11 protein-coding genes are annotated in these 12886 nt (G+C 62.0%); 4 read left to right on the forward strand and 7 right to left on the reverse strand.

The window, feature by feature from the left end; all coding sequences use genetic code 11:
• The first annotated feature begins 11 nt into the window (after positions 1-11).
• Genes DXT88_RS00700 through DXT88_RS00710 form a run of 3 tightly spaced genes read left to right on the forward strand, consistent with a single transcriptional unit; the run spans position 12 to position 3757 of the window.
• On the forward strand, positions 12-860 hold the full coding sequence (locus DXT88_RS00700; protein ID WP_265211001.1) for a TauD/TfdA dioxygenase family protein: 849 nt from the start codon (positions 12-14) through the stop codon (positions 858-860).
• A 19-nt stretch (positions 861-879) separates the two neighbouring features.
• Positions 880-2340, forward strand: a complete 1461-nt coding sequence (locus DXT88_RS00705) for an FAD/NAD(P)-binding protein (protein ID WP_265211002.1) — start codon at positions 880-882, stop codon at positions 2338-2340.
• A gap of 19 nt (positions 2341-2359) precedes the next feature.
• On the forward strand, positions 2360-3757 hold the full coding sequence (locus tag DXT88_RS00710) for an LLM class flavin-dependent oxidoreductase (RefSeq protein ID WP_265211003.1): 1398 nt from the start codon (positions 2360-2362) through the stop codon (positions 3755-3757).
• A 343-nt stretch (positions 3758-4100) separates the two neighbouring features.
• On the opposite strand, the gene DXT88_RS00715 is transcribed toward DXT88_RS00710, so the two are convergent.
• The 7 genes from DXT88_RS00715 to DXT88_RS00745 form a co-directional block, all read right to left on the reverse strand.
• The gene (locus DXT88_RS00715; RefSeq protein WP_157137835.1) at positions 4101-4358 is read right to left on the reverse strand and encodes a hypothetical protein; all 258 of its coding nucleotides are present in this window, start codon (positions 4356-4358) and stop codon (positions 4101-4103) included.
• Positions 4359-4429: 71 nt separating this feature from the next.
• Positions 4430-5209 (reverse strand): amino acid ABC transporter permease, encoded by a 780-nt coding sequence (locus DXT88_RS00720; RefSeq protein WP_265211004.1) that lies wholly within the window; start codon positions 5207-5209, stop codon positions 4430-4432.
• The gene (locus tag DXT88_RS00725) at positions 5209-5961 is read right to left on the reverse strand and encodes an amino acid ABC transporter permease (RefSeq protein ID WP_265211006.1); all 753 of its coding nucleotides are present in this window, start codon (positions 5959-5961) and stop codon (positions 5209-5211) included. Before DXT88_RS00725 ends, DXT88_RS00720 begins: the two co-directional genes overlap by 1 nt.
• Before the next feature lie 81 nt (positions 5962-6042).
• A complete protein-coding gene (locus DXT88_RS00730) occupies positions 6043-6879 on the reverse strand; it encodes an ABC transporter substrate-binding protein (protein WP_265211008.1) in 837 nt (278 codons plus the stop codon).
• A 352-nt stretch (positions 6880-7231) separates the two neighbouring features.
• A complete protein-coding gene (locus tag DXT88_RS00735; RefSeq protein ID WP_016834169.1) occupies positions 7232-7519 on the reverse strand; it encodes a DUF4148 domain-containing protein in 288 nt (95 codons plus the stop codon).
• Positions 7520-7919: 400 nt separating this feature from the next.
• Positions 7920-8945 carry a response regulator gene (locus DXT88_RS00740; protein WP_265211010.1) on the reverse strand — a complete coding sequence of 342 codons (1026 nt, stop codon included), beginning with the start codon at positions 8943-8945 and terminating at the stop codon, positions 7920-7922.
• Entirely contained in the window at positions 8926-12390 is a 3465-nt protein-coding gene (locus tag DXT88_RS00745) for a hybrid sensor histidine kinase/response regulator (RefSeq protein WP_265211011.1), read from the reverse strand. Before DXT88_RS00745 ends, DXT88_RS00740 begins: the two co-directional genes overlap by 20 nt.
• A 133-nt stretch (positions 12391-12523) precedes the next feature.
• On the opposite strand from DXT88_RS00745, the gene DXT88_RS00750 reads away from it, so the two are divergent.
• A complete protein-coding gene (locus DXT88_RS00750) occupies positions 12524-12886 on the forward strand; it encodes a hypothetical protein (RefSeq protein ID WP_265211013.1) in 363 nt (120 codons plus the stop codon).

The following is a 12886-nucleotide window of genomic DNA, read 5'->3' on the forward strand; positions in this document are numbered from 1 at the left end:
AGGAGACCTTCATGACAGTCGCAACAGTTGCAACACGCTATGAAACCATCAAGGTCAAGCCGGTCACGCCGCTGATCGGCGCCGAGATCGAAGGCATCGACCTGACCCGGCCGCTGGAACCGCAGCAGGTCGCCGAAGTGCGCCAGGCCCTGCTCGACCATCTCGTGATCTTTTTCCGCGATCAGCCGCTGACGCTGGAGCAGCACAAGCGCTTCGGCCGCTACTTCGGCGAGCTGCACGTGCATCCCAATACGCGCGGTCCGGAAGGTCATCCCGAAATCCTGCCCATCCACGCGGATCACAACACCGTGCGCATCGCGGGCGACCGCTGGCATTCCGACGTGTCGTGCGACCCCGAACCGCCGCTGGGCAGCATCCTGCACCTGCAGGTCTTGCCCGAGCATGGCGGCGACACGCTGTTCTCGAACACCTATGCCGCCTATGAAGCGTTGTCGCCGGGCTTGCAGACTTACCTGCAGGGGCTGACCGCGACCCACGACGGCGAGCAGGTGTATCGCAGCCGCAATCGCGGCAAGGGCATCGACGACCGCGACCGCGTCTATCCGAAGTCTTCGCATCCTATCGTGCGCACGCATCCGGAGAGCGGCCGCAAGGGCTTGTTCGTCAATTCCAATTTCACCACCCACGTCGACAATGTTTCGCGCGAAGAGAGCGCGGCGATCCTCGGCTTCCTGTACCAGCATCTGGCCAAGCCGGATTTCCAGGTGCGCTTTCGCTGGCGGCCGGATTCGATCGCATTCTGGGACAACCGCAGCGCCCAGCATCTGGCGGTGTGGGACTACTTCCCCAACGTGCGCTCGGGTTATCGCGTGACCGTCAAGGGCGACAAGCCGTTTTAAATTCCATTCAGGAGGCCGCATGTCCAACCACACAACACAACGCTCGGTCGCCATCGTCGGCGGCGGCATGGCCGGCACGCTGGCCGCGATCCGCCTGCTGCGCCAGGCGCAGACGCCGCTGCTGATCCGCATCTTCGATCCGAATCCCGAACTGGGACGCGGACTGGCGTATTCCACCACCGACTTCAGTCACCGCCTCAACGGCCCGGCCAAGGCTTTCAGCCTGCGTCCCGACGACGCCGCGCATTTCGCCAACTGGCTGCAGCTGCGCGCCGACCGCTCCGGCTGGAACGACTTCGACGACAAGCTGCTGGCGTTCGCGCCGCGCTGGATGTTCGGCGACTACCTGCGCGACGAGTTGCGCCTGGCGCTCCAGGACGCCGCAGCCGGTGTCGAAGTCGAACACATCCTGGCCAAGGTCAGCGACGTCACCGAAGATCACGGCCGCGTACGCGTGACGGTCGACAACGGTCACGCGGTACGCGAGTTCAGCGCCGATCATCTGCTGCTGGCGCCGGGCGTGTTCAAAGCGCGTCCCGGCTTCGCCGTCACCCAGTCGCTGGAAGACGACGGCCGTTACCTGGCTGATCCGTGGAATCCGGATGCGCTCGACAAGCTCAAGGGCGCCGCCGACGTGCTGCTGATCGGCAGCAGCCTGACCATGATCGACGCCGTGGTGGCGCTGGAGGCACGCGGCTATCGCGGCAAGTACCACGTGGTGTCGCGCCGCGGCCTGGTGCCGGTGGCGCGCCATGAAGTGGCGGCGTGGCCCGAGTTCCTGACCGACACCGGCGCGCCGACTACCGCACGCGCGATCTTGCGCACCGTGCGTGAACAGATCGCCAAAGCCAAAGACAGCGGCGAAGACTGGCAACGCGTGGTGATGGCGGTGCGTCCGCATCTGACGCGCCTGTGGAAGGCTGCCGCCCTGACCGAGCGCCAGCGCTTCATGCGCCATGTACGCGCTTACTGGGACATGTTCCTGCATCGCGTGCCGCCGCCAAGCGCGGCAGTGTTCGAAGCCGTGCGCGCCGCCGGTCGCTTGCAGGTGCACACCGGCACGCCGGTCGAACTGCATGACGAGCCGGCCGGCAAGGTCGCCGTGGCGGTGCGTCTGCGCGGACAGCAGCAAGTGCAACCGGCACTGACGCTGGTGGCTGACGCCGTGATCAATTGCACCGGCTTCGAATACGTGTGGAAGCGCGTCAGCGGCGAGCCGCTGCTGGGCCGCTTGCTGGAGAAAGGCTATGTGCGGCCGAGTGCGCTCAACCTCGGCATCGACGCCGATCCGCAGACGCTCGCCGTGATCGGCGCCGACGGCCGGCCGTCGAGCTTGATTTCTACCAGCGGCCTGCCTTTGCGCGGCGTGCTGTTCGAGTCCGGCACCATCGCTGAATTGCTGCGCCAGGCAGTGTTGCTGGCGCCGCGTCTTGACGCCGTTGGCAATCAACATTATCCGGCGGCGTTGAACGCCGCCTAGTTTCATTCAAGGAAAAATCATGGCAAAAGAAATCCGCATGAACGCCTTCGCACTGCATAGTCCGGTGCATCACTCGCCGGGCCTGTGGCGTCATCCGCGCGACCGCTCGCTGACTTACAACACGCTCGACTACTGGGTCAACCTGGCCAAGGTGCTGGAGCGCGGCCTCATCGATGCGCTGTTCATGGCCGACAGCATCGGCGTCAACGACGTCTTCGGCGGCAATCTCGACACGGCGCTGCGCTACGGCGCGCAGGTGCCGAAGCAGGATCCGATGCTGTCGATTTCGGCGATGGCGTACGCGACCAGGCATCTCGGCTTTGGCGTCACCAGCAACGCCAACCACGAGCCGCCGTACGTGTTCGCGCGGCGCATGTCGACGCTGGATCACCTGACCAACGGTCGCATCGGCTGGAACATCGTCACCGGCCACAGCACCAGCGGCGTTCGCGCACTCGGCCACAGTAAGGTGACGGCCCACGATGAGCGCTACGACATCGCCGACGAATACATGGACGTGGTCTACAAGCTGTGGGAGTCGAGCTGGGAAGACGGCGCCGTGCTGCGCGACGTCGCCACCGGCGAGTTCGCCGATCCGCGACGGATCCACAAGATCGTGCACGACGGAAAATATTTCAAGCTGGAAGGCGTACACCTGACCGAGCCGTCGCGCCAGCGCACGCCAGTATTGTTCCAGGCCGGCTCCTCGACACGCGGCAAGGCCTTCGCCGGCCGCCATGCCGAATGCATCTACCTGAGCGGCCCGAGCATCAAGACGATTGCGCCGGTGGTGGCCGACACGCGCAGCCAGGCGGTGCTGGCGGGACGCCACGCCGACGACATCAAGTTCTTCTCGATGGCGACCATCATCGTCGGCCGCAGCGAGAAGGAAGCGCAGGAAAAATTCCGCGACTACCGGAACTACATCAATCCACAGGCGGCGCTGGCGATGTTCTCGGGCTGGACCGGCATCGACTTTTCCAAATACGATCCGGACGAGCCGATCCGTTACCTGAAGCTCGACGCCGGCATCAGCTCGGCGCTGGAAAATTTCACCATCGGCGATCCGGACCGTGTCTGGACTGTCGGCGAGCTGGCGCGCCACAACGCCATCGGCGGCCGCGGTCCGCTGTTCATCGGCTCGGTGGAACAGGTGGCCGACGCCATCGAGCACTGGGTCGATGCCACCGACGTCGACGGCCTCAACCTGAGTTATGCGGTGACGCCGGAAGCCTATGAAGATTTCGCCGACCTGGTGGTGCCGGAACTGCAACGACGCGGCCGCTACAAGACCGCGTACCGGGAAGGCACGCTGCGCGAGAAGCTGGGCGGCGCTTCGCCGCTGCTGCCTGCGCGGCATCCGGCGGCGGGCTTCCGGCAGGGACGGAAGCCGGAGGTGGTGGCGGCCGCCGCCTAGTGTTGCATGCGGTTATGAAAAATTCGCGCATGCATGCTCGGATTGATTCGTAGCTGTGCGGCGATGAGGAAGGTATAGTGAATTCACTCTCTCTTCTCCTGCGCAACAGCGCCAGCATGTGAACAGATTCGGTGAGCGGATTCAATGCGCGGCCACTTTGCAGATAGCATTGGGCCGCGCGAATCTCCTCAGCGAATCTGTTCACTTGCCGGCGTTGCAATATAAAAAGATTTGCAGGAATTGGCCCGGCCTCTTTGCGCAAATAAAAAAGCCCCGTCACGGCAACGTGCGGGGCTTTTTGTTTTGGTGCGCAGGACGGTGAGAACGCAGTCTTGCAAATAATTTATTTCTTGTAGCTGTACACGCCGATGCGCGCATTCGGATCGATCTGGCGGATGTAGAGCTGGTACGTGTCGCCGCTGCTGGTCTTCAGCTTGGCCATCTTGCTTTGTTTGCAACATGATGGGCAGGCCACCTTCTTTTCCTGGATCGGGCGGGCGTCGGGCGACAGCTGCAGCATGAGCTGCCCGCAATGCGGGCACGCCAGGCTGATGTCTTGCCCGTAGATCGTTGCGTGAGATGTCTGTGTGTTCGATTTCATGGTCGATTATTCTTATGGGGGGGGGGCTGCGATTGTAACCAACAACGGGGAACAGCAAGCGGAAGAATGTATCACATTTTCCTGACGCGCCAGGCGATTTCAGGCAACGTCTCCGGCAGCGTGTTTTCCGGTTCTTTCTTGAGTGTATGAATCACATGTCGTGCAGCGATTGCCTCAGGATGGAAGTAGCGTCCAACCCACGTCGCAAACTGTTCCAGCGCCGAGCACAACACGAAATAAATGGCGCCGACGAACATGAAAATCTCCATCGGATAAATCATCAGCCGGCTGTTCACCTGCGATGCCACGAACGACAATTCACCGACGCCGACGATGTAGGCCAACGAGCTGTCCTTGATCAGCGTCACCCACTGATTGACGAAGGACGGCAGCATCATCTGCAGCGCCTGCGGCAGCACGATCCAGCGCAGCACATGCAGGCGCGGCAGGCCGAGCGAGAGGCCGGCGTCCCACTGGCCGCTGCGGATGCCGGCAATGCCGGCCGCCACTGAATGCGCCAGATAGGCGGCGCTCACCAGCGACAACGCAAACATCACCGACAGCACGCCGGGTACGTCAATGCCGAAGGCAATCGGCAGCAGGAAGTAAGTCCAGAAGATCAGCATCAGCACGGGAATCGCGCGGAAGAACCCCAGCGCCAGCGTCAGCAGCTTGCGCACCGCGCCGCTACTCATCGCCAGCACCACGCCGAACACCACGCCCAGCAGCGCCGACAGCAGCGCCGAGCCTATGCTCAGCAGCAGCGTCAGCGCGGCGCCGCCGAGCGGTCCGTCAGGGTACGAACCCCACAGCAGATAGGGCAGGTTGTCGAGCAGCACGGAGAATTCCATCAATGCCTCCCCTTGCCGTCATGTGCGAGGCGCGCCTGCAGATGCCAGTGGCCGACGCTCTCGATCAGCGCGATGGCGACGATGTACAGCAACGTGGCGAAGCCGAAGGCCTGGAAGGTGCGGAAGGTCTCGGCCTCCACCTGACGCGAGGTGTACGACAGTTCGGCGAGGCCGATGGCCATCGTCAGCGAAGTGTTCTTGAGGATGTTCATGTATTGGCCCAGCAGCGGCGGCAGCGCGATGCGCACGGCCTGCGGCAGTACGATGTAGCGCACCACCTGCAAGCGGGTCAGGCCGATGGCGGCGCCCGCCAGCGATTGCGTGGCCGGCACGCCGCGCATGCCGGCGCGGATTTCTTCGCTGACGTAGGCGGTGGAGTAGAGCACCACGCCGATCATCGCCGCCAGGAATTCAAACGACGGCCAGCTCAGCGTCAGCACGCCCAGGAAGCGGATGCTGTGGGTGGCGTTGAGCCATTCCATCGCGCCTTCGGGGAACAGGCCGGGCACGCCGAAATACCAGAACAGCAATTGCACCAGCAGCGGCGTGTTGCGGAACAGCGATGTGTAAGCCGCAGCCGGCACGCGCAAGCCGGGATGCGCGCTTGCACGCGCCGCCGCCAGGAAGAAGCCGAGCAGCGTCGCCAGCACCACCGTCGCGGCACTGAGCAGCAAAGTGGTCTGGAAGCCGTGCCACATCCACAGCAGGTATTTGGGGGCGAGTAGCTGGCTGGTGTCGAAATGGGAGAGCATTCGGGAACCGGTGGAAATCATTGGCGCAGTCAAACGAGAACAGCCGCACAGGGCGGCTGGTTCTCATCGCGGGCGATCTGCTTACTTGTCGCGCAGCTTGGTGTCGCCGATCTTGAACAGGCGCGGCAGCGGCGATTTGCTTTGCGGGCCGAACCACTTGTCGTAGATCTGTTGCGCGGTGCCGTTCTTCTCGAGATCGCGCAGCCAATCGTTCAGGTAGGAAACCAGGCGCGCTTCGCCCTTGGGCACGCCGACGCCTTCATATTCTTCCGAGATGGCGAAGGCCGGGATTTCGTATTTGTCCTTGTCCGGCAGTCCTGCCAGGATCGCGGTCAGCTTGGAACCGTCCTGGCTGAACGCCTGGATGTTGCCGTTGCGCAGCGCGGCCAGGCCGAGCGGGGTGTCGTCATACAGCACCACCTTGGTGTCGGGATACTTTTCACGCAGGGTGGTTTCCATGGTGGTGCCCTTGTCGGTGCCGACGCGGATGTCCTTGATGCCGTCGGCGTTCTTCAGCACGCCCTTCCTGGCGAGGAATTGCTGGCCCGAGGCGAAGTAAGGAATGCTGAAGTCGATGACCTTGGCGCGGTCTTCGGTAATCGTGAAATTGGCGAACACCAGATCGACCTTGTTGGACGACAGCAGCGGAATGCGGTTGGCGGGATTGGTCGGAACGATTTCAACCTTCACGCCGAGTTTCTTGCCGAGTTCATTGGCGTAGTCGATGTCGAGGCCGACGATTTTCTTGCTGGCCGCATCGACGTAGCCGAACGGCGGATTGCCGTCAAAAGCCGCCACGCGCAGTACGCCGGCCTTCCTGATGTCGTCGAGCTTGTCGGCGTGGGCGGCGACCGGCAGCAGGGTCAGTGCAACGGCGGATGCAAAGAAAAAGGGGGGCAGTGAAGCACGCAATTTCATGGATATTTTCCTTGTTGTCGTGAAATGGGGGATGCATGTCAATGCAGGCGGGTAGCCGGCGAGGTCGTACATCCCGATGGCGCGGATGCACCAAATGGGAGCGAGTATAGGAAGACGTGACGGGATCTGGGAACGACTATTTACGGCTTTGTTTATGCGGAAAACGGCACAGGAAAAACGCGTGGGGGTAGCAGCGGAAGTTGAAGGAAAATAAGGAGGGAAGAACGCGACAAACCGGCGTCATTGCAGAGATTGCAGTTCGCCGGTCAGTTAAATAACTTCAATAAACAACTTCAGTCCGCGGCGGCGTGGCGCCGGGGCGGACTGTCTGTCATCGACATGCAGCGGTCGATCAACGTGTGGTGTTGATGTAGTTGTTGCGGGCGACGTCGCCGCGAGTCTGGCTGAGTTCGGCCAGGACGTCGGCACGGGTCTTGTTCGATACGACAGGAGCAGGATTGAAGGTGTCCTGATAGTTGCGACGACCCAGGTCGCCACCGGCTTGCTTCACTTCGGCGACGACTTCAGCGCGGGTCTTGGTCGAGGTGAAAGCTTGTTGTGGCGGATATGGGGTTTCAGCAAGTGCGGAACCGGCGGCGGCGATCAGGGCAGTAGCAGCGATAATTTTAGCGATGTTCATTTTATTCTCTCTGAGTAAGTTGCAATTAAGTTGAAGTATCTGGTTGGAACAACAGCGATGCCGGCAGAAATCTGGTGAAGAAAATTTCCTGTACTGCCGGGCGCACTACCGAGATAGGTTCAGAGTTTTGTTTTGCAACCACTTATTTTTGCGTTATCTGAAAAGAGAATGACTGATATACACAGATCGTCTGACTGAAGGCCTTTGTTCATGGCGGACGGATAATCACCGGTATTGTTCGGATAAATCCGCCGATTTTTCGTGCACGTTTTCAGAGGCCGACCACGATTGTTCCGGAAAGGAGAATACAGAATCAGCGCCGGCGGTTTCAATGCGGTCGCTGAAATACTTTTCGCCCCGTGTTCAAGGGCCTGCGAAGAAGCGTTGAGCCGGATGCCGCTTACTGCAGGAGGCCGCCGCCGCTCCTCGGGGTTGGAATCTGTTGCAGGCTGCTCGCCAGCACCGCCGCCGCCGAGCGCGTCTCCACGCCGAGTTTGACGAAGATGTGTTCGAGGTGCTTGTTCACCGTGCGCGGACTCATGCCGAGGATCTCGGCGATGTCGCGGTTGGTCTTGCCCTTGCCCAGCCATGTCAGTACGTCGCTTTCGCGCGGGGTCAGGTGAAAGCATCCCGCCGGCGGATTGGCTGAGGCGTCGTGGCCGAGCGTCGGACGCATCGCCGCAATCGACGAGCTCGCAGCGATGTCGGCGGCAAGATTCTTTTCTTCCAGCAGCAAGGTGATCTCGTGTCCTTGTCCCGCAGCAGAGAGAGCGACGCGCAGTTCGCAGTCGCCTTGCGTCACGACCAGCGGGCGGATGTCGCCATTGCCTTGCCGTTGACGCACCAGGCTTTCGTTAAGCCAGGATTGCAGCATCATCGGCAATTTGTGCGTGGCATTGGCGCCGGCCCCGGCAGGGAAATATTTTTCCAGCCACAGCGAAGCCTTGCTGGTTTGCCACAGCGGCAGGCCGTTGCCGCTGAGGACGATCACGGCATGGGCGGCGTGTTCGAGCATGCCGCGCGCCTGCGACATCATGCGCGCGGTCTTGATGTGGGCGCCGATGCGCGCGACCACTTCCTGCGGCTTGATCGGCTTGGTCACGTAGTCGATGCCGCCGACCTCGAAGCCGCGCACCACGTGCTCGGTCTCCGTCAGGCCGGTCATGAACACCACCGGCACGTGGTTGACGCTCTTGATCAGCTTGATGCGCTTGCAGGTTTCAAAACCGTCGATGCCCGGCATCATGGCATCCAGCAGGATCAGGTCCGGCGTGATGTAGTCGAGTCGCTCCAGCGCGCTGATGCCGTCGGTGGCGACCAGCACGATGTGGCCGCTCTCGTCGAGCGAGTCGGACAGCATGGCCAGGTTGTCTGGCTTGTCGTCGACGATCAGGACGACATGCCGATCAAACGTTGTTGACATCATGACGAATCATCTCCTTGATACGGGTGACATATTCATTCAGGCGGAACTGTTTGACCAGTTGCCTGAGTTCCGTGGTGAAGGGAAGGTAAGCCGAACTCTGTTGTTCCATCTCGTCGAGCTTCTTGAGGATGCCCTTGGCGTAACCGATGGAGCCGAGCTCCAGCAGCGCCTGCAACTTTTCCTGCGACGGCACCAGCATCATCGGCTGCGCGACGACGGTTTCCTTCGCCGGCGCCGAAGACAGGGGAGGAGGCAAGGCCGCCGACACCCAGTCGATGCGCAGCTGCTGCCGGATCTTCGACAGCAATTCGGTGTACGACACCGGCTTGACCACGAAGTCGTTGTACAGCGGCGGCTCAAGGCCGTCGCCGTCGTTGCTGCGCTCGTGTGCGCTCTCGAATGCATTGGCCGAGACGATGATGACCGGCAGCTGAGTCAGGCCGCGTGCACGGATGGCGCGCGCCACCGACCAGCCGTCCATCAGCGGCATGGCGATGTCGAGCAGCACCAGGTCCGGTATGCCCCGCGCCAGTTCTTCCAGGCAGGCGATGCCGCCGTCGGCCTCGACCACCTCGAAGCCCAGCGGCAGCAGCATCTCCTTGAGCAGCAGCCGTTGCGAAGCCTGGTCATCGACCACCAGCACGCGTTTGGAGGGGCCGATGTAACCCGACATCTGGTCTTCCAGCTTCAGGCGCGGACGCGGCACGTGCACTTCCGGCAGATAGATCTTCAGGTGGAAGCTGCTGCCGCTGCCGACCTTGCTCTTTACCGCCAGCTCGCCGCCCATGATGTGGGTAAGCATGCTGCTGATCGCCAGGCCGAGGCCGGTGCCGATGTCTTCGCGCAGGTTGGCGGCGTTGCTGCGCTCGAACGGCAGGAAGATGCGTTCCAGGTCATCGTCGGCAATCCCGATGCCGGTGTCGATGATGTCGAAGTAGGCGATCTCGCGCAGGTAACGCACGCGCACCGTCACGCTGCCGCTGTCGGTGAACTTGACGGCATTGCCGAGCAGGTTGATCAGGATCTGGCGCAGGCGTTTCTGGTCGGCGTGCACGATGTGCGGAATGCGGCCGGTCTTTTCGAAGCGGAAGCTCAGGCCCTTCTGTTCCGCCTGCGGCGCGAACATGCCGGCGATCTGTTCGAGGAATTCCGACAGCGCCAGCTCATCCGAGGCCAGGCGCATCTTGCCGGCTTCGATCTTGGCGATGTCGAGCAAACCGTCGATCAGGCTCAGCAGATGTTCGCCGCTGCGGCGGATCACCGCGATGGCATCCTTGCGCGCCGGCGGGATGGTGGCATCGACATGCAGGATCTGCGCGTAACCGAGGATGCTGTTGAGCGGCGTGCGCAGCTCATGGCTCATGCCGGTGACGAAGCGGCTCTTGGCCAGATTGGCGGATTCGGCGGCTTCCTTGGCGCGTTGCAATTCGGCGTCGGTCTGTTTGTGGGCCTCGATTTCCTGCAGCAGCAGGTTGGTCTGGCGCTCCGATTCCTCGTGCGCGACGCTGCGGCTTTCGTTGGTCAGGATCAGCCACCAGGAGCCGACGCCGATCAGCACCAGCAGCGTACAGAACAGCTTGATGAAAATGCTCTGGATGGAATCCGGACCGCTCGGCGTCAGCCCGGAGATGCCCGCCATCTGCTGGAAGTACAGCATCCACAGCACCACCGCCAGCCCGCCCGAGAGCAGGCCGAACACGATCAGGTAATGGCCGATGCGGGTATTGAGCTTGAGCGTGAAGCGCGACGGCAGCAGCGCCTGCAAGGTGCTGAACACCTGGTTCGGCAAACGCGCCGCCGGCGTCTTGCAGCGGTCGTTGCAGCGCGCGTCGAGCGAGCAGCACAGCGAACAGATCGCGCCCTGGTACGCCGGGCAGTGCGCCATGTCGGGCATCTCGAACTGGTTGCCGCAGATGACGCATTCGAGTGCGGCGTGCTGGTGACCCGAATTTTTTCCCGTATGGAGATGTTCAGGCAAGGTGTCTTTGCGCGCGATGTAATAGCGGCTCCTGGTCGCGATGGCGATCAGCGGCGCCATCAGCATGGCGGTGCCGAGCGCGATGAACGGCGACATCGCGGCCGCCAGTTTGCCGAGCACGCCGGACATGGCGATGGCGGAAAGAATGGAGGCGATCGCCATCGAACCGACGCCGACCGGATTGATGTCGTACAGGTGCGCGCGCTTGAACTCGATATGCGCCGGGCTCAGCTTGAGCGGCTTGTTGATCACCAGGTCCGACACCACCGCGCCGATCCACGAGATTGCCACCAGGCTGTACAACGCCAGCACGTGTTCCAGCGCATTGAATACGCCGAGCTCCATCAGCAGCACCGCGATCAGCACGTTGAACACCAGCCACACCACGCGGCCCGGATGGCTGTGCGTCAGCCGCGCGAAGAAGTTGGACCACGCCAGCGAACCGGCGTAGGCGTTGGTGACGTTGATCTTGATCTGCGACACCACCACGAACAGCGCTACCGCAGCCAGCACCAGCGCCGGATTGGAGAACACGTACTGATAGCCGATCAGGTACATCTGGGTCGGCTCCACCGCCTTGCCCATCGGTACTTCATGTTGCACGGCCAGGAAGGCCAGCAGCGCGCCGCCCAGCATCTTGGCGCCGCCCAGCAGGATCCATCCCGGTCCCGCCAGCAGCAGTGCGGTCCACCAGCGGCCGCGATTTGCCTGGGTCTTCTCCGGCAGGAAGCGCAGGAAGTCGACCTGTTCGCCGATCTGTGCGATCAGCGAAAACGCCACCGTCGCCGCCGCGCCGAACAGATAGATGTTGAACGAACCGCCTTCTTCGGCACGCCCGGAAAAGGTGATCAGGTTGGTGAGCGCATCCGGTTCCTTATAGAGGACGCAGATATACGGCAGCGTCAGCAGCACGATCCACAACGGCTGGGTCCACATTTGCAGCCGGTTGATCAACGTAATGCCGTACGCCACCATCGGGATCACGATCAGCGAACACAGCACGTAGCCGTAGACCAGCGGCAGGCCGAAATAGATTTCGATGGCCTGCGCCATGATGGCCGCCTCCAGCGCAAAGAAGATGAAGGTGAAGCTGGCGTAGATCAGCGAAGTGACGGTCGAGCCGATGTAGCCGAAGCCGGCGCCGCGCGTGAGCAGGTCCATGTCGACGCCGTACCTGGCGGCGTAATAACTGATCGGCAACCCGGTCAGGAAGAACAGCACCACCACGCAGGCGATCGCCCAGAAGGTGTTGGTAAATCCATAACTCAGGGTGATGGCGCCGCTGATCGCCTCCAGCGCCAGGAACGAGGTCGCGCCCAGCGCCGTATTGGCCAGACGGAATTCCGACCAGCGCCGGAACGAGCGCGGCGTATAGCGCAGCGCGTAGTCTTCCAGCGTCTCGTTGGCGACCCAGGTGTTGTAGTCGCGCCGGACCTTGACGATGCGTTGGATGGCGGGATTGGTCAATTTTTGCTCGCGTTGGTGATCAATGCCGGGGTGAGGGTGAAAGCGGCGACTCCGACACTCCGGGTGCAACTGTCGCGACTTCTTCCCGACGAAGCAATTTTCAAACCAATCGGCGAACTGCGGCATACGTCAAATGACGTATGCGGACAAGCATGCATCGCGCCTGCACCCCGCGTGTTTCCCCGGCGTTCCTTCCCGATTCACCAAAACACGGCACCGGCATCGCCTTCTTGCAGCCGGAAAACGCACCAATACCATGCCGTGCACGAGCGAAACCTGTGCGACCGGGCGCAAGGGATCACGCCCACCGGTCATCGGGTTTTACGTCAAACAACGTATTGTTGCGCCGCACCGCAAAACCTATTCTCCATCCCAGAACGAGCAGGAAGCACAGCGGGAGGGAGAGAACACTCGCATGTCGGTCCCGGCTTTCGCCTCGTTTTGTTTCAATCGATTCAGCCTGATCGACACGACCACGTCCGATTACTTCCAATAA

The organism is Herbaspirillum lusitanum, assembly GCF_026127345.1.
Taxonomy (GTDB): Bacteria; Pseudomonadota; Gammaproteobacteria; order Burkholderiales; family Burkholderiaceae_D; genus Herbaspirillum; species Herbaspirillum lusitanum.

What these genes read in the sequence shown, in the direction of transcription:
- DXT88_RS00750 (WP_265211013.1), top strand. Translation starts at nt 12,524, where the DNA reads ATGACGTATGCGGACAAGCATGCATCGCGCCTGCACCCCGCGTGTTTC.
- DXT88_RS00715 (WP_157137835.1), bottom strand. Translation starts at nt 4,358, where the DNA reads ATGAAATCGAACACACAGACATCTCACGCAACGATCTACGGGCAAGAC.
- DXT88_RS00725 (WP_265211006.1), bottom strand. Translation starts at nt 5,961, where the DNA reads ATGCTCTCCCATTTCGACACCAGCCAGCTACTCGCCCCCAAATACCTG.
- DXT88_RS00700 (WP_265211001.1), top strand. Translation starts at nt 12, where the DNA reads ATGACAGTCGCAACAGTTGCAACACGCTATGAAACCATCAAGGTCAAG.
- DXT88_RS00740 (WP_265211010.1), bottom strand. Translation starts at nt 8,945, where the DNA reads ATGATGTCAACAACGTTTGATCGGCATGTCGTCCTGATCGTCGACGAC.
- DXT88_RS00735 (WP_016834169.1), bottom strand. Translation starts at nt 7,519, where the DNA reads ATGAACATCGCTAAAATTATCGCTGCTACTGCCCTGATCGCCGCCGCC.
- DXT88_RS00705 (WP_265211002.1), top strand. Translation starts at nt 880, where the DNA reads ATGTCCAACCACACAACACAACGCTCGGTCGCCATCGTCGGCGGCGGC.
- DXT88_RS00720 (WP_265211004.1), bottom strand. Translation starts at nt 5,209, where the DNA reads ATGGAATTCTCCGTGCTGCTCGACAACCTGCCCTATCTGCTGTGGGGT.
- DXT88_RS00710 (WP_265211003.1), top strand. Translation starts at nt 2,360, where the DNA reads ATGGCAAAAGAAATCCGCATGAACGCCTTCGCACTGCATAGTCCGGTG.
- DXT88_RS00730 (WP_265211008.1), bottom strand. Translation starts at nt 6,879, where the DNA reads ATGAAATTGCGTGCTTCACTGCCCCCCTTTTTCTTTGCATCCGCCGTT.